Source organism: Jatrophihabitans sp. (assembly GCA_036389035.1).
Classification (GTDB): domain Bacteria; phylum Actinomycetota; class Actinomycetes; order Mycobacteriales; family Jatrophihabitantaceae; genus Jatrophihabitans_A.
The window spans coordinates 77,003-98,070 of record DASVQQ010000025.1; the positions used below are offsets into that span (position 1 = coordinate 77,003).

The window sequence follows — 21,068 nt, forward strand, 5'->3', positions numbered from 1 at the left end:
GACCTTTGCCAGGCCGGCCCGGTTTCTCACCGTCGGGATCTGCCCTGCCACTCCGGATGGGCGTACAGGGTGCGAGAGGTGATGCTCGCCGGCTGAGCGCCGTCGCTGAGGTACAGCACGTGCGAGCCGCCGCCGGCGGCCCTGGCCTGCACCAGCGCGGCTCGTGCCTGGGCCAGCAGCGTCGCGCTCTGACCGGCGTCGTCGCCCGGGTCACCGGTGAGCACCGACAGGCCCAGGTTGGCCGACATCGAGAACTCCCGGCCGGCGATCGCCTCGGGGGTGGCCAGGGCCTGTTCCAGCCGCCGGGCCACCGCCTGGACCTGTTCCGGGCCCACCTCTTCGGTGATGATGACGAACTGGTTGGCGCCCACCCTGCTGATCACGTCACTGCCGCGCAGGGTGGTTTGCAACCGCTGGGCCAGCGCCAGCTGCAGCTGATCGGCAAGCCCGCCGGGCTCGTCCTGGCCGGCGACCAGCTCGTCCCAGCCGTCGAGTTCGGCGAGCAGGACGGCGCAGCCGGTGCCGGTGCGGTGCGCGCGTTGCACGGTCTCGATCAGGCCCTGGTCGAGCGCGGCCGAGTTCAACAGTCCGGTGAGCGGGTCAAGTCGGGTGGCGAGTTCGACCTCGCGGTCATCGCGCCGGCTCAGGTCCTCGACCTGCTCCAGCGCGTACAGGGGCCGGTCGTCGTCGTCGAAGAGCGGCGTCGCGGTGGCCCGCACCCAGCAGACGCTGCCATCGGCGCGATAGAAACGCTTCTCGGCCCGGAACGGCGTGCGCCGGCCCGCCATCGCCCGGCGCATGGCCGAGGCGGTCAGGCCACGATCCTCGGGCAGGGTCAGCTCCTCGAACGGGCGGGCCAGCAACTGCTCGCGGGGGTAGCCGGTGAGCCGGCACAGCGCGTCGTTGACCCGCAGGTAGCGACCGGCGTCCTCCGGATCGAGGCTGATCATCGCCATGCCCACCACCGATTCCTCGAAGACGATCCGCAGTGCCTGGTCGGCGGCCCGCAGCTGGTCCAGGCGCTGGGCCAGCTTCTCCTCCTGAACGCTCAGCCGGGTTGCCAGCCCGGCGGTTTCCAGCAGCGCCCCGGCATGGGCCAGCACCAGCCGCAGCGCTGTCTCACCGGACCGGCCGGAGCCGGTGGCCGGCCCACGTTCGAAACCCAACCAGCCGAGCTGCTGACCGGCGCGACCGGTGATCGGGTGGGTCTCCGGCTCACCCGGGCCGGCCTGCTCGCGACGGCGCCAGCGGCTCCGGGCCCGCGCGGACTCCATCGACCCCTCGGGGCCGACGACCAGCGCCGCGGCATTGCGTCCGGCCAGCGCGAGAGTGTCCGGAACGCCGTCACCGTCGGAACGCCACACCGCCACGGCCGCCGCTCCCAGCAACGTCAAGGCGTCCTCGGCCAGCTGAGGCAACCCTGGTGGAACCTCTGTCATGGGGATGCCTTCTCCGGGTGGCTGTGCGCTCGTATCGAGGGTGCGTTATCAGGACACAACAACGATACGCGGCTGACTCGGGAGGAAGCGGACTTCTCTGCTGAATCAGCGGTATGTCTCGGATCAGTGGCGCGGAATGCCCAGCGCCCCGGGCCACTGGCCGTGCTCGGCCTCACCGTCGGGCAGCGGCTGCAGCACGTTGCCGGTCGAGGGCTGCGTCGGCGGACGCCGGGTCAGCGAGGCCAGGTGCAGCAACGGTGTCACCAGCGCGTCATAGATCCTGGGCGCCAACCGGAAACCCGCCACGATCAGCGGATTCGCCGGTCCGACCGAGACCCTGGCGCGGCGCCGGTCCACGCAGCTCAGCACCGCCCGGGCGACCTTCTCCGGCGAGTCCACCGGCAGCGGCGGGCGGGCCGAGCGGCCGGTGACGTTGGCCGCCTGGGAGTAGATCGGGGTGTTGACGCCGCCTGGAGACACCGAGCTGACCAGGATCTCCGGTTCGTCGCGGGTCTCCAACTGCAGCACCCGAAGCAGCCCGGCCTGCCCCCACTTGCCCACCACGTAGGCCCCCATCTGCGGGGCGGCGATGGCGCCGAGCAGCGAGTTCACCACCACCAGGTGGCCGCGGTGTTGGGACCGGAACGCCGCCAGCGTCGCGCGGGCCACGAAGAAGGTGCCCTGAATGGCGGTGTCCACCACCGCGGTGAAGATCTCGGAGGGTAGCTCCTCGATGGTGCCGTAGGCCATCACCGTGGCGGAGTGCACCACCACGTCCACCCGGCCGTGCGTCGCGACCGCGGTGTCGATCAGGTTCTGCGCCGACCGCTCCTGCACGACGTCGGTGACCACCACCTGGGCGCCGGCCGCGCCGTCTGCCAGGCACTGCGCGGCCACCACGGCCAGCCGGTCGGCGCTGCGCGAGGCAAGCACCAGTTGGGCGCCGCGAGCCGCGAACGCCCGGGCGGTGGACAGCCCGATGCCGCTGGAGGCACCGGTCACCACCACGATTTCCGGACCGGAGGAACCAGCTGTCACGGCTTCAGCACCACCTTGATGCAGCCGTCGTCCTTGTTGCGGAACATCTCATAGGCCGAGGGCGCCTCGGCCAGCGGCAGCCGGTGGGTGACCAGGTCGAGAACGCCCAGTGGATCCTGGGGATCCATCGCCGCCGCCAGCGCCTGATCGCTCCAGCGACGCACGTTCGCCTGGCCCATCCGCACCTGGACCTGCCGGTCGAACATCTCCATCATCGGCATCGGGTCCACCTCGCCGCCGTAGACACCGCTGATCGACACCGTGCCACCGCGCCGGACGCCCTTCAGCGCGGCATGCAGGGCATCCATCCGGTCCACCGCGAACTTGTCGGTGATCCGCTGGGCGATGGCGTCGGGCAGCAGCCCGGTGACCTTCTGCGCCAGCGCGACCGGCCGGTTGCCGTGCGCCTCCATTCCCACCGCGTCGATCACCGCGTCCGGGCCGCGCCCCGAGACCATCTCGATCAAGCTCTCGGCGACGTCGTCCACCTTGGCGAAGTCCAGCGGTTCGGCGCCGTAGCGGACGGCCAGTGCCAACCGCTCCGCAACCGTGTCCACCCCGATCACCCTTTCCGCGCCGAGGTGTTTGGCGATCCGGACCGCGAACTGGCCGACCGGCCCCAGCCCGAGCACGGCCACCGTGCTGCCCGGTTGCACGTCGGCATAGACCACTGCCTGCCATGCGGTGGGCAGGATGTCGGACAGGAACAGGAACTGCTCGTCCGGCGTGCCGTGCGGGACCTTGATGGGACCGAACTGCGCCTGCGGAACCCGCAGGTACTCGGCCTGGCCGCCGGGCACCGAGCCGTACAGCGAGGTGTAGCCGAACAGCGCGGCGCCCTTGCCCTGCGACCGCACCTGGGTTGTCTCGCACTGGGAGTACAGCTCGCGCGAGCACATCCAGCAGAAGCCGCACGAGATGTTGAACGGCACCACCACCCGGTCCCCCGGCGCCAGGTTGCTGATGTCCGAGCCGACCTCCTCGACGATGCCCATCGCCTCGTGGCCCAGCACGTCCCCCGCCTTGAGGTACGGGCCGAGCACGCCGTACAGGTGCAGGTCCGAGCCGCAGATCGCCGTCGAGGTGACCCGCACGATCGCGTCGGTGGGCTCCAGGATCCGCGGATCGGGCACGTCGATCACTTGAACGTTCTGATTTCCCTGCCAGGTAAGGGCTTTCACGACTTCTCCTGCTCGTTGGCGGCGACGGAAGCAGCCCTTTGCCAGCGGTGACGAGCGGCGAAGCTCGGGCGAGCGGGCAGCCTCCGGCCGGTAGGGCACGGTGCTCGCTGCTGCTCAGCGGGATGCAGCCAGTTAATCACGCCGGCACGCGGTACGGTCGAGTCCATGCGGCCCACCAGTCAGGCTCAGCGCTCAGCCGGAACCCGCTCCGACGACGCTCCGGACGCGGTGGTGATCGGCGCGGGCCACAACGGGCTGGTGGCGGCGAACCTGCTCGCAGACCAGGGCTGGGACGTCGTGGTCTGCGAGGCGACCCCGCACCTGGGCGGCGCGGTGAGGTCGGCCGAGGTGACCAGCCCCGGCTACCTTTCCGACCTGTTCAGCGCGTTCTACCCGCTGTCAGCGGCTTCGCCGGTGCTGCGAGAGCTGGCGCTGGACCGGTACGGCCTGCACTGGACGCACTCGCCCAGCGTGCTGGCCCACGTCTTTCCCGACGACCGGTGCGCGGTGCTGTCCCGCGACCTGGACCAGACCGCGGCGTCGGTCGAGGAGTTCGCGGCCGGTGACGGGGCCGCCTGGCAGGCGATGGCCCAGCAGTGGGAGCGCATCCGGCAACCGCTGATCGACGCCCTGTTCACCCCGTTACCCGCACTCGGCCCGGCCTGCCGGTTGCTGGCGGGGCTGGGCAGTGCGGAGGCGCTGCGGATGGCCAGGCTCGCGCTGCTGCCGGTCCGCCGGCTGGGTGAGGAGCGCTTCGGTGGAGCGGGCGCGCCGATCCTGCTGGCGGGCAACGCCCTGCACGCCGACCTGCCGCCTGAGGGCGCCGGCAGCGCCATCTACGGCTGGCTGCTGGCGATGCTGGGGCAGAGCTACGGGTTTCCGGTTCCGATCGGAGGCGCCGGCAAGCTGACCGAGTCGATGGCGGCCCGGCTCGCGGCCCGCGGCGGGGCCGTCCGGCTGGCCAGCCCGGTGGAATCGATCGAGGTGCAGGCCGGCGTCGCGGTCGGCGTCCGGCTGGCCACCGGCGAGCGGATCCGGGCCCGGCGCGCGGTGCTGGCCGACGTGCCGGCTCCGACCCTGTACCGATCACTGGTGGGCGAGCGGCACCTGCCGGCCGGCTTCGTCGCCGACCTCGACAACTTCCAGTGGGACAGCCCCACCGTCAAGATCGACTGGGCGTTGCGGTCCAAGGTGGGATGGACGGCGGCTGGCGCCCGGGGCGCCGGGACCGTCCACCTGGGCGTCGACCTGGACGGCCTCACCCGGTACGCCGCGGACCTGGCCACCCGGCAGGTGCCCCGGCAGCCGTTCGTGCTGTTCGGCCAGATGACCACCGCCGATCCGAGCCGCTCCCCCGAGGGCACCGAATCGGCTTGGGCCTACACCCACCTGCCGGCCGGCGTGGACTTCAGCGACGAGGTCATCGCCGAGCATGTCGAGCGGGTCGAGGCGTGCGTCGAGCGGCACGCGCCGGGGTTCGCCGGGCTGATCCTGGGCCGCTACGTCCAGTCACCCGGACGGCTGGAGCAGGCCAATCCCTCGCTGGTGCACGGCGCGGTCAACGGCGGCACGGCGCAGTTGCACCAGCAGCTGGTGTTCCGGCCGGTGCCGGGCATGGGCGGCGCCAGCACCCCGGTCGACCGGCTGTTCCTCAGCGGCTCGTCGGCCCACCCGGGCGGTGGCGTGCACGGCGGCCCCGGCTCCAACGCCGCCCGGGCCGCGCTGGCCCGCGACGGCCTGCTCGGCGGCGGCCGGCGCAAGGCCTCGCAGCTGCTGATGAACCGGCTCTACCGCGGCGCCGGCGACCAGCGGCGCTCGCTGACCAGCCGGGTCTAACCGGCGGCCGGGCCGGTCAACGTCACGGTCTCACCGCGCTCGACGTAGCGCACCAGGCCCCCGAGTCCGCGCCGGTTGACCTCGGCGCGAAAGTCGGCCAGCGGTGACTTGAACAGCCGGTAGTCGTCGTAGTGCACCGGGATCGCCAGGCCGGGCTTGATCAGCTCCAGCAGGTCCGCTCCCTGGATGGCGTCCATGGTGACCATCAGGCCGCCCGGCAACGTGGTGCCCCCCAGGTGCAGCACCGCGGCGTCGATGGCCGGGTAGCGCACCGGTATCTCACGCAGGTCATCGACGAACAGGGTGTCGCCGGTCAGGTACATCCGCAGCTCGACCGGTCGCGACAGCGAGCCAAACTCCAGCAGGCTGCCCATCACCGGCGGCAGCACCCGCCGCAGCAGCCCGGGCGCGTGCCGGCCGGGCATCGAGGTGACGCGCAACCGGGTGTCGCCCTTGACCAACTCGGTACTGCCCCAGGTGCGCAGGCCGGTGGCGCGGGTGAAGCCGCGCAACTGCAATCGCTTGGAGGCGTGCGGCGTGGTGATGACGGGCAGCTGGCGGTCCAGGCCCCGCTGAGCCTGCCGATCCCAGTGGTCACCGTGCAGGTGCGACAGCACGATGAGGTCCAGCTCCGGCAACTGCTCAGGAGTCAGCGCGGGTGCGGTCAGCCGTTTGGCGGTCAGCCCGTAGCCCAGGTAGGCCCGCTGGCCCTGATGCAGGAAGTTCGGGTCGGTGAGCAGCGTGAGCTCGCCATAGCGGATCAGCGTGGTGGCGGTGCCGATGAACAGCAGCGAGCCGGCGGTTCCGGAGACGGCAGCGGCCGCGCCGGCGGGTAACGGGTCGGTCATCGCGCCTCGATCGGATCCGGCACGCCTTGAGGGGTGTGCTGAGGGACAGCTGCGGGTCCAACCGGTTTCGAAGCTACCCGGCCGCGCTATCCAGCGTCCACCGCCGATCGTCCGTCCTCGGAGTCGCCGGCCGGTGCTATGGTCGAATTTCGGCTGGACAGCAGCCCTTGAGTCGTCCTGGCCACGGCCGGTGACGCCCCCATCCACCGGTGGCACGCCAGCTTCGCACGGCGGGTCCGTCGCGCCCGGCGAGCTGTGCTGGGTCCGGGGCTGCGAGTGACAGCTAATCGCGCCAGTGACGTCATACCCGGCCACGTTCCAAAGATCCTTCATCAACGAAAGAGGAAACTCCCGATGAACCAGCCCGAGCAGCAGCAAGAAACCCCAGGCGTCCAGTCGGAGATGACCCCGCGGCCCGATTGCGGGGAGGAAAGCTACCGCGGCTCCGGCCGCCTCACCGGCAAGGCGGCCGTGATCACCGGCGCCGACAGCGGGATCGGCCGCGCGGTGGCCATCGCCTACGCCCGCGAGGGCGCCGACGTCCTCATCTCCTACCTGAGCGAGGACTCCGATGCCAAGGAGACCGCCCACTTCGTCGAGGAGGCGGGTCGCAAGGCCGTCCTGATGAAGGGGGATCTGTCCCAGCCGCAGCACTGCCGCGACATCATCGCCAAGGCGATGAGCGAGTTCGGCCGAATCGATGTGCTGGTCAGCAATGCCGCCTTCCAGATGACGCATGAGACGCTGGAGGAGATCCCGGACGACGAATGGGACTACACCTTCGCCACCAACGTCTCGGCGATGTTCCACCTGTGCAAGGCGGCCGTGCCGCACATGAAGCCGGGCTCCAGCATCATCGGCAGCTCGTCGGTGAACTCCGACATGCCCTCGCCGACGCTGGCGCCGTACGCGGCCACCAAGGCGGCGATCGCGAACTTCTGCGCCAGCCTCGCCCAGCTGCTGGGTGAGCGGGGCATCCGGGCCAACAGCGTGGCGCCCGGACCGGTCTGGACGCCGTTGATCCCGGCCACCATGCCGCCTGAGAAGGTGAGCCAGTTCGGCAGCCAGGTGCCTCTGGGCCGCGCCGGGCAGCCGGTCGAGTTGGCGCCCGTCTACGTCCTGCTGGCCTCGGACGAGGGCAGCTACGTCTCCGGCGCCCGGATCGCGGTCACCGGCGGCAACCCCATCCTGTAGCCCGGTCCGGCCTGGGCCACCGGATGTGTGGCCCAGGTTGGATAATGTCCGAAGCCGGCGAACAGTTGCGGACGCCGGGCCCCAGCGCCTAGCGTCGATGGTGCCAGGTGCGTAATCGCCTGTGCCTAGCTGAGCCACCAGCTGCCCGCCCAGGTCGTGGGCCGAGGCAAAGACATCCGCTTCCGGCATACCCATCGCCCGCGGTACTCGCTGCTGGCCGCACACATCCCGACGAGGGGACTCATCATGAACATCGACAAGAACCAGATCATCCAACTGCTGCGTGAGCAGGGCCACCCGCAGGCCGACCAGGCTGAGCAGGAATTGCCGGACCAGGTCGACACCGAGCAGCAGGGCGGCCTGCTGGCGAAGTTCGGCCTGAACCCCCAGGACCTGCTGGGCAAGCTCGGCGGTGGCGGCGGCCTCGGAAACCTGGTCTGAGAAGGCCCTGCCAGGAGGATCCGATGAACGAGCAGATCCCGCCCGTCCCACCTTCCACCGACGGCGAGCCGGCCACCGAGTACCCGATGGTGGCCGGCGCCGGGCAGAGTTTCGATGATCTGGACAGCTCCACCCCCCTCTCGGCCGGTGATGCCGATCAGGGCGAGGCCGGGCCGTCCGGTGACGATCCCGCCGAATCGCGTGAGGTCTGACCGATGTCCATCGAACAGCTACCCGAGACTCTCCGGCTGCTGGCCGATCCGGCGCAGGAAGTGCTGATCGAGCGCCGGCCGGCATTCAGCCAACTGGCGCCCGTGCCGCTGCTCCGACTCGACGCCGAGTCGATTGCCGCCGGCGAGGAGCCCTACCTGCCGAAGACCGGAAGCCACTGGGACTGAGCCCCGTTGCCGGCAGCAGTCGCCGGCTCAGCCCTTTCGGCCCTGGCTGGCGATGCCGTTCATGATGTGGCGCTGGGCGAAGGCGAACAGCACGATCAGCGGGACGGTGGCGATCAGGCTGGCAGCCATGATGATCTCCCAGTGCTGCTCGCCGCCGTTGCCGAAGGTGTCGATCACCGCCTTGAGGCCGCGCGGAAGCGTGAACAGGTTGGGGTCCTGCAGGTAGATCAGCGGCCGCAGCAGGTCCGTCCAACTGGCCTGGATCTCGAACACCAGCACCACTACCAGGGCCGGGCGTGACAGCGGCAGCGCGATCCGCCAGAACAGGCCGAAGAAGCTGCAGCCGTCCACCCGGGCCGCTTCGAAGTATTCCCTGGGCAAGCTGAGGAAGAACTGGCGCAGCAGGAAGATGTAGAACGCCGAGCCGAACAGGTTCTGCGCCCACAGCGGCACCTGGGTGCCGGTGAGGCCGATGCGATGCCAGATCAGGTAGACCGGAATCATGGTCGCCGCGCCCGGCAGCATCATCGTGGCCAGCACCAGCCCGAACAGCAGGTTGCGCAGCGGAAAGCGGAAATAGGCGAAGCCGAAGGCCACCAGAGCGCTGCTGATGGTGACGGTAACTGCGGCGGTCAGGGCGACGACCACGCTGTTGGTCACCCATTGCAGGACCGGCGCGTAGCTCCAGACGTCGGAGTAGTTGGCCCACCGCCAGACCCGAGGCAGCAGCGAGTTGTCGAAGACCTCGGTTCTCGGTTTCAGCGAGGCGCTGATGAGCCACAGGAACGGGTACAGGAACAGCACGCTGGCCAGCAGCAGAACGGCGAGGTAGGGCAACCGCCGAAGGCTGAGGCCGCCGCCAGAGGTCCGAGCCTTGGCCGTCGGGGGCACGTCCAGAGGCTCACCGGCCGGCTCGGGTTCGATCCCGGCGCCGCGCACGGGTTGCGTCGCGGTCATCACCGATCTCCCTCGTAGTAGACGAAACGTTTGCTCAGCCGAACCTGCACCGCGGTGATCAGCAGGATGATGCCGAAGAGGAGCCAGGCCAGCGCCGAGGCATAGCCCATGTGCAACACGCCGAAGGCCTGCTGGAACAGGTAGATCACGTAGAACAGCGCCGCGTCGTTGGCATAGGTGCTCTGCTGCTGCCCCCCGAAGAACATCGTGTAAGCCTGGTCGAACATCTGCAGGGAGTTGATGGTCAGCACGATCATGGTGAAGAACAGCGCGCCGCTGATCATCGGCAGGGTGATCCGGCGGAACCGGTTGAAGCTGCCGGCGCCATCGAGCTGGGCAGCCTCGTAGAGGTCCTTCGGAACCTGTTGCAAGGCAGCCAGGTAGATCACCACGGTGCCGCCCAGCCCCCACAGCATGGTCAGCGCGAGCCCCGGCTTGATCCAGGCGCTGTCGGTGGTCCAGTTCGGCCCGTGCACCCCGATCAGCATCAGGCTGCGGTTGATCAAGCCCTTCTGACCGTTGAGCAGCAGCAGGAACAGCGCGGCCGCCGCCACGGTGGGCGTCATCACCGGCAGGTAGAACACCGTGCGAAAGAAGCCGGCCGCGCGACCCACCCGGTTGAGCACCATCGCCAGGCCGAGCGCCACCGCCATCGCGGCCGGCACGTACATCACCGCATAGATAAGGGTGTTCTTCAGAGCCAGCGCGACCTTCGGATCAGACATCAGCTGCTGGTAGTTCTGCGTGCCGACATAGTTCGGAGCGTTGATCTGGTCATAGTCGGTGAAGGACAGGTACAGGCTGATCAGCATCGGCGCCGTGGTGAACACCACGAAGCCGATGATCCACGGGGACAGGAAGCCGTAGGCGGCCCGGATCTCGCGCCAGTTGCGGCGCGGTCCGGCCGGCTGCCGACCAGCCGCTGAGCGGGCGGCGCGCTCGATCGACTTGTCAGTTAACGTCTTGGTCATCGGGTCTCACTTGAGCGCCGAGTAGGCCTTGGACGCCTCGGACTGGGCTTGCCTCATGGCCTGCTCCGGAGCCTGCCGACCGGCCAGCACCCGGTTAACGGCATCGGTCCAGGCAGTCTTGATCTCGCTGCCGGCCTTGGAGGAATTGACCGCGAAGGCGGTCTCGGTGGAGGCGTAGTAATGGCTGACTGCCTGGTCGAAGCCGGCTCGGCCACTGGGCTTGACGTACTTGTCCTGAACCTGGTGGTCGGCCTCGACGTTGGCGGTCCACAGCCCGGTGAACATGGACTTGTTCTTCGCCACGGTCGCGGCGCGAGCCGCTCCGGCCTGCATCCAGGTCTCGGTCGCCGTCATGGTCTTCATCCACTGCACGGCGGCCTTGGCGTTCTTCGCGCCCTTGGGCAAGGCCCAGGCACTGCCGTCGCAGAAGCTGATCGGCTTGCCCTGCCGGTCGGTGAACGGCACCGACTGCAGGTCCAGGTTCGGCGACGCCTGCACCAGCACATTCACATACCAGCCTTCCCAAGGGAAAGCCACCGCCTGGTTCTTGACGAAGGCGTTGCCGGCTCCGAAGATGTCCCAGGTGTCGCGGAAGGCCTTGAACTTCGACCAGCCGCCCTGTTCGGAGATCAGGCTGTAGGCGAAGGCCAACGCCTCGGCGGTCTTGGGGTCGTCCAGGTTGGGTGAGCCGTCGGAGTTCACCAGGTCAGCCCCGTTGGCCTTGGCCCAGAGCGGCAGGAACTCGGGCAGCTTGGGGTCGAAACCGATCCGGCTGATCTTCGCGCCCTTGGCCTGATAGAGCTTGGCGGCGTTGGCGTGCAGCTTGTTCCAATCGGTGGTGGACAGGTCCTGCGGACTCAAGCCGGCTTCGCGCATCGCCTTGCCGTTGATCAGGATGTTGCGGGTGTTGTAGAACTCCGGGATCCCGTACACCTTGTCATCGACGGTGACCTGTCTCATCGCCGGCCCGCGGTACTGCTCGGTGTCGATGTCCAGTTCTGAGATCAGATCATCCAGTGGCTGCAACGCTCCCTTGGCGGCGTAGGTGCCGATCAGGCCGCGCTCCAGGTAGACCAGGTCGGACGGGTTTCCGCTGGCCACCGAGCTGAGGAACTGCTGCGGGTCGAAGTCACCCTCATTGATCCGGACCGTGATGTTCGGATGCGCCTTCTTGAACGCGTCGATCCGAGCCTGGCCGACATCGTCAGGCTTGCCGAAACCCTGGGTGGTCACCGAGCCGGCGCCGCTGCTGGCAGTGGGGCTCGTCTGCTGTCTGACGCCACCACAGCCGGCGATCGTGAGCGCTGCTATGCCGCTGGCCCCGAACAGGAACGATCGACGGTCGATGCTCATGACTCACACTCCCTGATACCCGCACAACTGCGGACAGATCAGCTCGGGGTTGAGCGATGGGTACAAAGTAGGCCGAAAAACTTCGACTGGCAAACTATTGTCTGCATGTCCGTCGTCGCCGATGGGCGCCTCGGGCCACGGCAGCACCTGGCACCGGGTTCGCTGGCACCTGGCCGCGGTCGCCTCTCATTCTCACGTGGCCTTGAGCATCCGAATTCGGGTTGTCACCGAATACCTGGTAGACGCCTGACGCTCCTATGCGCTGGCGCGACTAGCCCAGGAGCTCCCGTGACCGGTACCGATTCCCGACTTGAGACCGCCAGGCCACCCACCCGCGCCGGAGCCTCCTGGCGGGTTGGGATCGGCGTCCTGCTCGCCAGCACCATCGGTGCGGCCGCGTTGGCCGGGTGCGGGTCTTCGGACTCAACCGAGGCCACGGTGCCATCCAGTGTCTCCTCGCCGGCCGGAAACGGCATGGGTTCGGCGACCGTCCCCTCGTCGCCGGCCACCTCGTCATCAGCCGCCAGCATGTCGTCGCAGCCGGCCGCACAGGCGGCCGTCATCACCATCGACAAGTTCGACTACAGCGTGCCGGCATCGGTCAGCCCGGGCGCGATGATCACGGTGGAGAACAAGGATGGCGAGAAGCACACTGTCACAGCAGACAACGCCGACGCATTCGACGTCGAGGTAGACGGTGACGGCAACACCAGCTTCAAAGCGCCGACCACACCTGGCAGCTACCCGTTCTCTTGCATTTTCCACTCGAACATGACCGGTGTGCTGATCGTCAAGTGACCGTCTATCCCTCGGTTCGCAACGGCTCAAAGCTGACCGGTATCGGGTTACGCGCGGGGACCGGGGCCGCGCTGATCATTGAGGCGGTGATTCACCTGCAACTGGCCGCAAATTATCAGCTCGCCGCACCAGCAGGGATCGGTCAGGGCAACCTGTTCCGGATCGAAGCGGCGGCTGCCATCCTCGCGGCGCTGTGGGTGCTGGTCAGCGGCAGCTGGAAGGCATACGCAGCGGCACTACTGATAGCTGCCGGCGGACTTGGCGCCGTCCTGCTCTACCGCTATTACCAGGTGCCTGCGTTCGGGCCGATGCCAGCCATGTACGAGCCGCTGTGGTACTTCAAGAAAACCGTCACCGCAGTGGCCGAGGCAATCGCCACCGTCACCGCTCTCATCGGATTTTTGCTCGTGAGGCAATCCGCCTCGTCGAGGGTGGCGAATCACTGACACGTCCTACCCATTGCCAGGCAACTCCGCCTGGCTGGCGCCCGGAGGAAATCGTATGAAGAAGTCCCTGCTCCTGTTGGCCCCGACTGTCGCGCTGGGCGCGGCAGCCCTGGCAATGCCAGGCGCGGCGTCAGCCGCCGACGGCCACTCCTACCAAGCTCAGCTGAACGCCATCAACAACTCCTCGGCCTCAGGCAACCTGACGCTCTCGCTGAACGGCTCGGAGGCGACCGTCACCCAGACCGTTTCCGGCCTGGCCGAGACGTTCGGTGGCAACCCCTACCCGCACGTGCAGCACATCCACATCGGCGCCAGGGGCGAGTGCCCGACCCAGGACGCCGACAAGGACGGCGATGACGTCGTCAGCACCACCGAGGGCGCTCCCAGCTACGGCCCGATCGGCACCACGCTGTCCACCTCCGGTGACACCAGCCCGGCGGCCGGCACCACGCTGACTGTCGCTCCCTCGGGCGGCTCGTACAACTACGAGCGCACCTTCACGCTGGACGACAAGACGATGGCGTCCTTGAAGGACGGCACGGCGGTCGTCGTGGTTCACGGTCTGGACCCCGAGACTCTCAGTGAGAAGGCTCAAGCCGCCAAGAGCGACCTGGTCCCGTCGCTGCCGCTGGCCGCCACCTCGCCGGCGCTGTGTGGAACCCTGGCCGCCTCTCAGATGGGCTCGATGCCCGGCGGTGGTGTTGACACCGGCGGCGGCAGCACCTCAGGTGTGGAGAACCAGGCAGTGCTCGGTTTCGGGGGGGCTCTTCTCGCGGCCGGCTTGGGTGCCGGTGTGTTGGCGATGCGTCGCCGGACCGCGTCCGAGAGCTGATCGAGCACAGCTGGTGCGTATCTGATGTCTGAGAAAGCGCACAACGGTCGCCGCGGCAGGCAGCTTGCTGCCGCCGCGGCGATCGTGCTGGTAGCGGCCGGGGTGATCGCGCTGCTGGTCGGCCTGCGCAGCCAACGGCAGGCGCCCCAGCCACCACCAGCTGCGGCCGTGGCCAGTTCCATCTCCCCGAGCTCAACGCCCTCGATTCCGGCGGTGCCACCTGCGCCCTCCCGCTCTGGAACGAAGTCCAGCGGCACGCCGGCACCGTCCACTGGCCTGGCCAAGCCTGCCAAGCCCAGCACCAAGGGTCCGTTGTTACCCAGGTCGGCACCCGTCCGGTTAGACATCCCGAATCTCCAGGTCAGCTCGGATCTGCTGCAGCTGGGGCTCAATCCCGACCAGACGATGCAGGTCCCGCCACTGGCCAAGAACGCCCCCGCCGGTTGGTACAAGCACTCCCCCACCCCTGGGCAGCTCGGACCCTCGGTCCTGCTCGGCCACCTGGACTCCGCCGAGCACGGCCCGGGAGTCTTCTTCAAGCTCGGCGCGCTGCGCCCCGGCGACACCCTGACCGTCACCCGTTCGGACAACACGGTCGCGGTGTTCCGGACCGACCGGGTGGTGTCCTATCGCAAGGACAAGTTCCCGACCCTCGAGGTGTACGGCAACACCGACAGCGCTCAACTGCGCCTGATCACCTGCGGCGGCAAGTTCGATCCCAGTTCCGGCGCCTATGAAAGCAACGTCGTCGCCTTCGCCACCCTGGTGTCCAGCCGACCGGCCTAGACCATCGCCCATCCTCGCCAAGAAACGAGCATCCCCATGAAGACACGGCAACTGGCCCTCGGCCTGAGCGCCCTCGCGCTCGCGGCAACCGGCTGCTCGACGGGCAAGGACTCCGGCACGCCGGCCCCGGCCGGCGCGGCGTCGTCGGTGGCGGCGGGGCAGCAGGCGGCCGGCATGTCGAAGGCGCCCGGTCAGCCGGCGGCGACGGGCCACAGCCACACGATGGCTGCCGGCGAGACGATGGCGGGCCATAGCCACCCGGCGAAGTCAGCTCAGCCGACAGCCGGCAGCGAGCCCTCGGCGGCCGCGAAGATGGTGTGCTCCGGGCGCGTCCCCGACACCGTAAGGACGGTGCTGAAACTGAGCGCGCCCGCCCCGACCAGCACCAGCTGGCAGGACCAGCTCTACACCTGCACCTACACGCTGCCGATGGGCAAGATGGTGCTGTCTGTCAAGGAGTCAGCCAGCAAGCCGGCCGCTCGTGACTACTTCCAAGCGCTGCGCGCCAAGCTGGGTGACACCGGTCCCTTGCTGGGGGTGGGCGAGCAGGCCTATGCGACCAAGACCGGAACCGCGGTGGTGCTGAAGGACAACATGACGTTGCGGGTGGACACCACCGCGTTGCCGCCAGTGTTCGGCCCGCAGCAACAACGGCGTACCGACCTCGCCTACCAGATGGCCACCATCGTGATGGGCTGCTGGGTTGACCACCAGTGAGCCGGCCTGATTGAGGCAAGGTCACCACGCCGAGAGAGGGTGGCGAGGCTTGCGCCTCGCCACCCTCTCGCGGTCTATCAGTCTTCAGCTAGCAAACCTGCGTCTACCGGCCTGGCTCAGGCCTTGCAGTTGGCCAGTTCTGCCGGCGGCGTCACCGACGGCTCACCGAAGAAGTATCCGGCGCACGCGATCAGGAAGGCCGGAACCTCTTCGGGGATGAAGTGACCCGAATCCGGTGCCACGACCTCACGGACGTCACTCGCCACTGCCCGGAACGAGGCGGCGACGCCCGGTCCGAAGACATACTGCGCGCCCATCGCCATCACCGGCAGGGTGACCTGCGGTGAGGCGTTGGCCTGGTTGTACTGGGCGTTCGCGGGGAAGGCCCGGTAGTACTCGTAACCGGCGGAGCGGCGAGCGTCGCTGCTGTAGGCCCGGTAGTAGACCTCCTTGTCGATCCCCTCAGGGTGCCGGCTGTCGTTGAACAACATGCCGAGGTAGGTCGAGACATCCCCATCGTCGACGATGTTCTCCGGGATGGGCTTGGCCGCGCCGTTCAGGCCGAAGTGGAAGCTCAGGCCGTAGACGCTCTCCAGGCCGAATCCGTTCAGCGGCGTCTCGAGCACCGCCATCCGGCTCACGCTGTTCGGGAACTGCTTGGCATAGGGGTAGGCCACCAGCGCGCCGAGGTCGTGCCCCATGAGCTGGATCTTGTCGTAACCCAGCGCCTGAACGCCCTGGTGAATCCGGCGGGCGGTGTGCGCCGCGTCATACCCGTCGGCCGGGATGCTCGACTTACCCAGGCCGGGCAGGTTGAAGGCGATCACGGTGTGGGTCTTGGCGAGCTCGGGCATCACCTTGTGCCAGGCCCAGGACGTCTCGGGCCAGCCGTGCAGCAGCACCAGCGCAGGACCCTTGCCACCCTTGACGTAGTGCAGGTTGACGCCCTCGACCGGGACCATTCCCTGGCTGAAGGTGTTGTTGAACTCGGCCAGGCTGAACTTGACCTGACCCAGCGCTTTGCCGTGCTTGGCCTTGGCCAGGGCAGCCTGGCTCTTGTTCGGGTTCTTCGACGCGCCACCGGCATCGGCGACGGCGCCGCTGACCAGCAGGGCCGAGGCGGCGACGAGCGCCCCGATGGCGGTGCGGCCCCAGCGCCGGTTGGCCGGCTTGCCTGCGGGCGCAGGGGGTGAATCTGTATCGAACGACATGGGATCTCCTTGTGGATGGATAGGGAGCGTTGGATCGGACAGCGCCTACGGGTCACAAATGGTGCGGCGTGTCTCAGTCCGCCTCACGGCACCCTTACGGCCGAAATCAGAACACTTTTCACCTGGCACGTCAACCGGAACGGAGTGACCGACACCGGCTGCTTTCAGGGAATAAACCTCGGCAGAGCCGAATCGTGCGGGCACACCCCTTCCCCAGACTGGCCACTTCCGCGACTCTCTGCCGAACGCGGTTGAGCAACGTGACTTCGCCCTGCTGCCGACAGGCAAACCCGGTCTGACCTGGCGTGCCCGATATGTGAAAGATGGTCGCTCACGACGATGCGGTACCGAGCCGGCAGCCAGCCGGCCGGTACCGCATCCACCGGAGCACTCGCGCTTGTCAGGTCATGGGCCGAGACGCCGAGCCGAGCACCGGCGCACGCTCACCCAGGTGTCCTCGCGTCACGGACACCCTCCTCGGCTCGTGGTCGGATCGCTCAGCGGCTCGGGGCAGTTCCGGACTGCGTCACAGTTGATCAGCCGCGCCTCAGCTGCTGCCCGAGTCCCATGATTGGGGACAGCGCCAAGCCACAGCACCTTCGCGATTGCCCGGCGGCTTCCGCGAGATCGGGTGGCCCCGGCAGTCGCGCGACATGTCATGATCCTTCGGTGCCCGCCGAACCGGGGCCGCTCCCGTCGCTGACGAGAGAACCGGCCTGCCCCAAGCACATGGTTTTCGGACCGTGCGGTGGAGTGCGCGCGGATCTGTCGTGTGAGATGGCCGCCCACCGGTGCCCGTTCACCGAGAAGCCGACCGTGCCGGACTGGGCCGAGCCGGTGATCGAGAACCAGCCGGCCAGCGCTCTGCTGGAGGCCACCCGGTCGGGTCCGGTGGTGATCACGGATCTGACGCTGCCGGCTTATGACGCCGGTGCGGTGGCGCGAATCACAGGCGTGCTGGCCGGCTCGTGTGACGCGCTGCTGGTCGGGGAGCACCAGAATCGCCCGGACTTCCCGCCGACCCTGATGGCGGCCCTGATCCGGCAGGCCGGCGGCGTCGGATGGCTGACCCTCACCTGCCGGGACCGCAACCGGCTGGTTCTGGAACAGGAGCTGATAGGGCTGCGGATCGCCGGCGCCGACGGGGTGCTGTGCGTGACCGGCGACGGCCGGGCCGAGGGCGTCCGACCGGGCGTCACCCAGGTGTTCGACCTCGACGGCACCCGGCTGGCGGGGCTGGCCGCGACGGTGGGGGTTCCGGTCGCGGTGGCCGAGGCTCCCGATGCCCCGCCCCGGCCACTGCGGCCGGCGCGGTTGCTGCAGAAGCAGCGCGCCGGTGCCCAGCTGGCGTTTCTCAACCATGCCGGCAGCGCCGCCGAGTTGGCGCCCTTCGTCCGAGCCTGCCGGGAAGGCGGTGTCACCATTCCGCTCATCGCCGGGGTCGCGGTGTACACCGATCCGCGCTCGGCCCAGGTCCTGCGAAACTTCCCCGGCCTGCGGTTGGATCCGGAACCGGTGGCACGGGTGCTCGGCGCCGCTGACCCGGTCGCGGCCGGTATCGAGGCGGCGGTGGCCGAGGCGGGTCAGCTGCTCGCGATCGAGGGCGTCGGCGGCGTCAACCTCTCGGGCCTGGCCTCTGACCGTGGCGAGCTCTATGCCGCCGAGGTGAAAGCCGAGATCGGACGTCGAATACGGTCCCGGTTATGACCGAAGCCGATCCGATGACCGACGAATTCGACACCATGGCTGCCTGGACGGCCGAGGCGGTCGCCGAGCTGGGATCAGATCACGCGATACCGGCTGCCTGCCGGGGCAGCGGCAGCCCGGCGGCCCTGGAGTGGCTGGCCGGCAGGTTGCGGCTGCAGCCGGGAACCCGCCTGCTCGACTGCGGCGCCGGGGTGGGCGGCCCTGCCGAGCTCGTCGCGCGGCGGTATCAGGTGGCGCCGGTGCTCGCCGAGCCGATGATCCATGCCTGCCGCGCATCGGCCCGGCTGTTCGGCCGTCCGGTGGTGGTGGCTGCCGGTGACCGGTTGCCTTTCGCGACAGGGGTGTTCGACGCGGTCTGGAGCCTCGGCGTGCTGTGCACCGTGCGGGACCAGGCCGGCCTGCTGGCTGAGCTGCGGCGGGTCAGCCGGCCCGGGGCGCGGGTGGGCCTGCTGGTCTTCTTGCGCACGGTGGCCCGGCTGCCCGAGCAACCGGAGGGCAACCACTTTCTGACTGCCGAGGAGTTGGACGCCTTGCTGGCCGGCGTCGGCCTTGCGGTCCTCGAGCACGCCGAGCTGGCCGACTTCGCCGACCCGGAGCCGGAGTGGCAGGCGGCGGCCGACCGGGTCGAGGCGGTGATCGAGCGCCGGCACGGCTCGGATCACCGCTGGCAGAACGCCCGGAGCCAGGAGCAGGTGATCGGCCAGCTCATCTCCGAGGACCTGGTGGCCGGCCGGCTGCTGGTACTCGATCCGGCCGGCTGAGCAGCGCTGCGCAGGCCGCCGCCCGCGGGCTAGCGCCCGGACTCGACGGCGCCGGCCGGAGCGGCTGGGGCGTCCCAGTCGGTGCTGTCCAGCGCCGAACGGTACCCGGCCACGGTGTCGCCCAACTCGCGCGCGGAGGCGCCGGCCAGCACGTCGCGCATCAGCGCCGAGGCCACCACCACACCGTCGGCGTGCCGGCTGACCTGCACCGCCTGGGCAGGCGAGGAGATGCCGAACCCGACCAGCACCGGCAGGCTGGTCTGCCGGCGGATGGAATCCACCGTGGGTCCCACGGTGTCCGAGACCGCGTCCCGAAGTCCGGTCACTCCCATGTTGCTCACGGCATAGACGAATCCCCTGCTCAGTTCGGCGATCCGGCTGACCCGGTGCGCCCTGGTGGACGGGGCGACCAGCAGGATCAGCTCGACCCCGGCGTCCAGGGATGCCGACAGCAACGGCTCGACCTCATCGACCGGGGTGTCGGGCACTATCAGCCCCGAGATGCCCGCGGCCGACAGCTTGTGGCAGAACGCCTGGTCGCCGTGGCGGCGCACGATATTGCTGTAGGTCATCACGATCAGCGGCGTCCCGACGTCCAGGGCGCCCACCTCGTCGAGCAGCTCGGCGGTCCGCGCGCCGCGTCCCAGCGCCTGCCCGGAGGCGGCCTGGATGACCGGGCCGTCCAGCATCGGATCGGAGAACGGCAATCCGATCTCGATGGCGTCGGCGCCGTTGTCGGCGCAAGCCCGCAGGTAGGCCGTCCAGTCGGCGGTGATCCCGGCGGTCACGAACGGCACCAGGGACTTGCCGCCGGCCTCGCGACGGCGCCGCAGGAACTGCTCCACCGAACCCATCGCCGCGCCCGGCCCGCTCATGCCAGCAACGTCATCAGCTGGCCGGCGTCCTTGTCGCCCCGACCGGACAGGGTCATCAGCACTGTCGAGCCGGCGGCCAGATCACCCGACCGGGCCGCCTTGATGATCCATGCCAGCGCGTGAGCGGACTCCAGTGCGGCCAGGATGCCTTCCATGCGGGCCAGCGTGACCACCGCTTCGACCACCTGCTCATCGGTGGCGCTGGTGTACTCCACCCGGCCTGACCTGCCGAGGCTGGCGTGTTCGGGGCCCACCCCCGGGTAGTCCAGGCCGGCCGAGATCGAATGCGCCTCGGTGACCTGGCCATCGGAGTCCTGCAGCACCTGGGAGTAGAAACCGTGCAGGATCCCCGGCGAGCCGTCGGTCATGGCCGCCCCGCCGGCTGCCTCGACACCCACCATTCGGGCCGAGGTGTCGACGAAGCCGGCGAAGGTCCCGGCGGCGTTCGAGCCGCCGCCCACGCACGCCACCACGACGTCGGGCACGCCTCGGCGCAGCAGCCCGGCGCACTGACGGCGGGCCTCGGTTCCGATCACGCTCTGGAACTCCCGGACCATCCAGGGGTAGGGATGGGGGCCCATCACCGAGCCCAGGCAGTAGTAGGCCTCGTCCACCTGCGACACCCACTGCCGCAGCGCCTCGCTGCAGGCGTCCTTCAGGGTGCGGCTGCCGCTGGTCACCGGGATGACCTGGGCGCCCAGCAGCTCCATCCGGAACACGTTGAGCTGCTGGCGCTCGGTGTCCACCTCGCCCATGTACACCGTGACGTCCAGGCCGAGCAGCGCGCCGGCGGTGGCGGTGGCAACGCCGTGCTGGCCCGCGCCGGTCTCGGCCAGCAGCCGCCGCTTGCCCATCCGCTGCGCCAGCAGGGCCTGGCCGATCACGTTGTTGATCTTGTGCGAGCCGGTGTGGGCGAGGTCCTCGCGCTTGAGCAGCAGGTTGATGCCCAGCTCCTGTGACAGCCTGGTCGCCGGTGTCACCGGCGTCGGACGCCCGGCGTAGACCTCCAGCGTCTGGCTGAGCGTGCGTTCGAAGCTCGGGTCCTCGCGCGCCTCGCGGTAGGCGGCCTCGAGCTCCTCGCAGGCCGGGATCAGCGCCTCGGGCACGTAACGGCCGCCGAAGTCCCCGAACCGGCCGAGCGCGCCCGGGTCGGCCATCGCCGACCGATCGGCCGCCAGCAGCGTCGAGGAGCCGGGCTGCCGCGACGCCGCCGGGGCGTCAACGTCCTTCTCGGGCGAATTGCCCATGATCTATCACCGAAATCTCTACCGCTGGTTGT

General features: G+C 69.1%; 22 protein-coding genes. 12 read left to right on the forward strand and 10 right to left on the reverse strand.

Features of this window, described 5'->3' with window-relative positions; translation table 11 throughout:
* Positions 1-26: 26 nt before the first annotated feature.
* The 3 genes from VF557_14970 to VF557_14980 form a co-directional block, all read right to left on the reverse strand.
* A complete protein-coding gene (locus tag VF557_14970; protein HEX8081511.1) occupies positions 27-1,439 on the reverse strand; it encodes a PAS domain S-box protein in 1,413 nt (470 codons plus the stop codon).
* Between the two features lie 123 nt (positions 1,440-1,562).
* Positions 1,563-2,477: an SDR family NAD(P)-dependent oxidoreductase gene (locus tag VF557_14975; protein HEX8081512.1), complete on the reverse strand. Its 915-nt coding sequence runs from the start codon at positions 2,475-2,477 to the stop codon at positions 1,563-1,565.
* Positions 2,474-3,658 (reverse strand): zinc-dependent alcohol dehydrogenase, encoded by a 1,185-nt coding sequence (locus VF557_14980; protein HEX8081513.1) that lies wholly within the window; start codon positions 3,656-3,658, stop codon positions 2,474-2,476. The genes VF557_14975 and VF557_14980 overlap by 4 nt, the downstream gene beginning before the upstream one ends.
* A 165-nt stretch (positions 3,659-3,823) precedes the next feature.
* Here VF557_14980 and VF557_14985 point away from each other — a divergent pair, with 165 nt between their 5' ends.
* Positions 3,824-5,494, forward strand: coding sequence for an NAD(P)/FAD-dependent oxidoreductase (locus tag VF557_14985; GenBank protein ID HEX8081514.1), 1,671 nt, complete (start codon positions 3,824-3,826; stop codon positions 5,492-5,494).
* On the opposite strand, the gene VF557_14990 is transcribed toward VF557_14985, so the two are convergent.
* Entirely contained in the window at positions 5,491-6,342 is an 852-nt protein-coding gene (locus VF557_14990) for an MBL fold metallo-hydrolase (GenBank protein ID HEX8081515.1), read from the reverse strand. The two genes, VF557_14985 and VF557_14990, sit on opposite strands and share 4 nt — an antisense overlap.
* A 354-nt stretch (positions 6,343-6,696) precedes the next feature.
* Here VF557_14990 and VF557_14995 point away from each other — a divergent pair, with 354 nt between their 5' ends.
* The 4 genes from VF557_14995 (at position 6,697) to VF557_15010 (ending at position 8,375) form a co-directional block, all read left to right on the forward strand.
* Positions 6,697-7,536, forward strand: a complete 840-nt coding sequence (locus VF557_14995) for an SDR family oxidoreductase (protein HEX8081516.1) — start codon at positions 6,697-6,699, stop codon at positions 7,534-7,536.
* Positions 7,537-7,782: 246 nt separating this feature from the next.
* Positions 7,783-7,977 (forward strand): hypothetical protein, encoded by a 195-nt coding sequence (locus VF557_15000; protein ID HEX8081517.1) that lies wholly within the window; start codon positions 7,783-7,785, stop codon positions 7,975-7,977.
* 23 nt (positions 7,978-8,000) lie between these two features.
* On the forward strand, positions 8,001-8,189 hold the full coding sequence (locus VF557_15005; protein HEX8081518.1) for a hypothetical protein: 189 nt from the start codon (positions 8,001-8,003) through the stop codon (positions 8,187-8,189).
* Positions 8,190-8,192: 3 nt separating this feature from the next.
* Positions 8,193-8,375, forward strand: coding sequence for a hypothetical protein (locus VF557_15010; protein ID HEX8081519.1), 183 nt, complete (start codon positions 8,193-8,195; stop codon positions 8,373-8,375).
* 27 nt (positions 8,376-8,402) lie between these two features.
* On the opposite strand, the gene VF557_15015 is transcribed toward VF557_15010, so the two are convergent.
* Genes VF557_15015 through VF557_15025 form a run of 3 tightly spaced genes read right to left on the reverse strand, consistent with a single transcriptional unit; the run spans position 8,403 to position 11,656 of the window.
* Entirely contained in the window at positions 8,403-9,332 is a 930-nt protein-coding gene (locus VF557_15015) for a carbohydrate ABC transporter permease (protein ID HEX8081520.1), read from the reverse strand.
* Complete coding sequence (locus tag VF557_15020) at positions 9,332-10,303, reverse strand: sugar ABC transporter permease (GenBank protein HEX8081521.1); 972 nt, start codon at positions 10,301-10,303, stop codon at positions 9,332-9,334. The genes VF557_15015 and VF557_15020 overlap by 1 nt, the downstream gene beginning before the upstream one ends.
* A gap of 6 nt (positions 10,304-10,309) precedes the next feature.
* Complete coding sequence (locus VF557_15025; protein ID HEX8081522.1) at positions 10,310-11,656, reverse strand: extracellular solute-binding protein; 1,347 nt, start codon at positions 11,654-11,656, stop codon at positions 10,310-10,312.
* Positions 11,657-12,130: 474 nt separating this feature from the next.
* Between VF557_15025 and VF557_15030 the strand changes: the two genes are divergently transcribed.
* From VF557_15030 to VF557_15050, 5 genes are read left to right on the forward strand one after another with little or no spacing between them, the layout of a single operon-like run.
* Entirely contained in the window at positions 12,131-12,454 is a 324-nt protein-coding gene (locus VF557_15030) for a cupredoxin domain-containing protein (GenBank protein ID HEX8081523.1), read from the forward strand.
* Entirely contained in the window at positions 12,451-12,900 is a 450-nt protein-coding gene (locus tag VF557_15035) for a hypothetical protein (protein HEX8081524.1), read from the forward strand. Before VF557_15030 ends, VF557_15035 begins: the two co-directional genes overlap by 4 nt.
* A gap of 55 nt (positions 12,901-12,955) precedes the next feature.
* The gene (locus VF557_15040; GenBank protein ID HEX8081525.1) at positions 12,956-13,732 is read left to right on the forward strand and encodes a hypothetical protein; all 777 of its coding nucleotides are present in this window, start codon (positions 12,956-12,958) and stop codon (positions 13,730-13,732) included.
* A gap of 24 nt (positions 13,733-13,756) precedes the next feature.
* A complete protein-coding gene (locus VF557_15045; GenBank protein ID HEX8081526.1) occupies positions 13,757-14,518 on the forward strand; it encodes a class F sortase in 762 nt (253 codons plus the stop codon).
* 36 nt (positions 14,519-14,554) lie between these two features.
* Positions 14,555-15,235 carry a hypothetical protein gene (locus VF557_15050; GenBank protein HEX8081527.1) on the forward strand — a complete coding sequence of 227 codons (681 nt, stop codon included), beginning with the start codon at positions 14,555-14,557 and terminating at the stop codon, positions 15,233-15,235.
* 116 nt (positions 15,236-15,351) lie between these two features.
* Here the strand turns inward: VF557_15050 and VF557_15055 are convergent, their stop codons facing one another.
* On the reverse strand, positions 15,352-16,446 hold the full coding sequence (locus VF557_15055; protein HEX8081528.1) for an alpha/beta fold hydrolase: 1,095 nt from the start codon (positions 16,444-16,446) through the stop codon (positions 15,352-15,354).
* A gap of 753 nt (positions 16,447-17,199) precedes the next feature.
* On the opposite strand from VF557_15055, the gene VF557_15060 reads away from it, so the two are divergent.
* Positions 17,200-18,153, forward strand: a complete 954-nt coding sequence (locus VF557_15060) for a hypothetical protein (protein ID HEX8081529.1) — start codon at positions 17,200-17,202, stop codon at positions 18,151-18,153.
* Positions 18,150-18,914, forward strand: a complete 765-nt coding sequence (locus VF557_15065) for a methyltransferase domain-containing protein (protein ID HEX8081530.1) — start codon at positions 18,150-18,152, stop codon at positions 18,912-18,914. The genes VF557_15060 and VF557_15065 overlap by 4 nt, the downstream gene beginning before the upstream one ends.
* Before the next feature lie 29 nt (positions 18,915-18,943).
* Here the strand turns inward: VF557_15065 and trpA are convergent, their stop codons facing one another.
* Positions 18,944-19,789: a tryptophan synthase subunit alpha gene (trpA, locus tag VF557_15070; GenBank protein HEX8081531.1), complete on the reverse strand. Its 846-nt coding sequence runs from the start codon at positions 19,787-19,789 to the stop codon at positions 18,944-18,946.
* Complete coding sequence (gene trpB / locus VF557_15075; GenBank protein ID HEX8081532.1) at positions 19,786-21,036, reverse strand: tryptophan synthase subunit beta; 1,251 nt, start codon at positions 21,034-21,036, stop codon at positions 19,786-19,788. Before trpB ends, trpA begins: the two co-directional genes overlap by 4 nt.
* Between the last annotated feature and the right edge of the window lie 32 nt (positions 21,037-21,068).

Coding starts and splice junctions, on each gene's coding strand:
- VF557_14970 (HEX8081511.1), bottom strand. CDS start 1,439: ATGACAGAGGTTCCACCAGGGTTGCCTCAGCTGGCCGAGGACGCCTTG.
- VF557_14985 (HEX8081514.1), top strand. CDS start 3,824: ATGCGGCCCACCAGTCAGGCTCAGCGCTCAGCCGGAACCCGCTCCGAC.
- VF557_14990 (HEX8081515.1), bottom strand. CDS start 6,342: ATGACCGACCCGTTACCCGCCGGCGCGGCCGCTGCCGTCTCCGGAACC.
- VF557_14995 (HEX8081516.1), top strand. CDS start 6,697: ATGAACCAGCCCGAGCAGCAGCAAGAAACCCCAGGCGTCCAGTCGGAG.
- VF557_15000 (HEX8081517.1), top strand. CDS start 7,783: ATGAACATCGACAAGAACCAGATCATCCAACTGCTGCGTGAGCAGGGC.
- VF557_15005 (HEX8081518.1), top strand. CDS start 8,001: ATGAACGAGCAGATCCCGCCCGTCCCACCTTCCACCGACGGCGAGCCG.
- VF557_15010 (HEX8081519.1), top strand. CDS start 8,193: ATGTCCATCGAACAGCTACCCGAGACTCTCCGGCTGCTGGCCGATCCG.
- VF557_15015 (HEX8081520.1), bottom strand. CDS start 9,332: ATGACCGCGACGCAACCCGTGCGCGGCGCCGGGATCGAACCCGAGCCG.
- VF557_15020 (HEX8081521.1), bottom strand. CDS start 10,303: ATGACCAAGACGTTAACTGACAAGTCGATCGAGCGCGCCGCCCGCTCA.
- VF557_15025 (HEX8081522.1), bottom strand. CDS start 11,656: ATGAGCATCGACCGTCGATCGTTCCTGTTCGGGGCCAGCGGCATAGCA.
- VF557_15030 (HEX8081523.1), top strand. CDS start 12,131: ATGGGTTCGGCGACCGTCCCCTCGTCGCCGGCCACCTCGTCATCAGCC.
- VF557_15040 (HEX8081525.1), top strand. CDS start 12,956: ATGAAGAAGTCCCTGCTCCTGTTGGCCCCGACTGTCGCGCTGGGCGCG.
- VF557_15045 (HEX8081526.1), top strand. CDS start 13,757: ATGTCTGAGAAAGCGCACAACGGTCGCCGCGGCAGGCAGCTTGCTGCC.
- VF557_15050 (HEX8081527.1), top strand. CDS start 14,555: ATGAAGACACGGCAACTGGCCCTCGGCCTGAGCGCCCTCGCGCTCGCG.
- VF557_15055 (HEX8081528.1), bottom strand. CDS start 16,446: ATGTCGTTCGATACAGATTCACCCCCTGCGCCCGCAGGCAAGCCGGCC.
- VF557_15065 (HEX8081530.1), top strand. CDS start 18,150: ATGACCGAAGCCGATCCGATGACCGACGAATTCGACACCATGGCTGCC.
- trpA (HEX8081531.1), bottom strand. CDS start 19,789: ATGAGCGGGCCGGGCGCGGCGATGGGTTCGGTGGAGCAGTTCCTGCGG.
- trpB (HEX8081532.1), bottom strand. CDS start 21,036: ATGGGCAATTCGCCCGAGAAGGACGTTGACGCCCCGGCGGCGTCGCGG.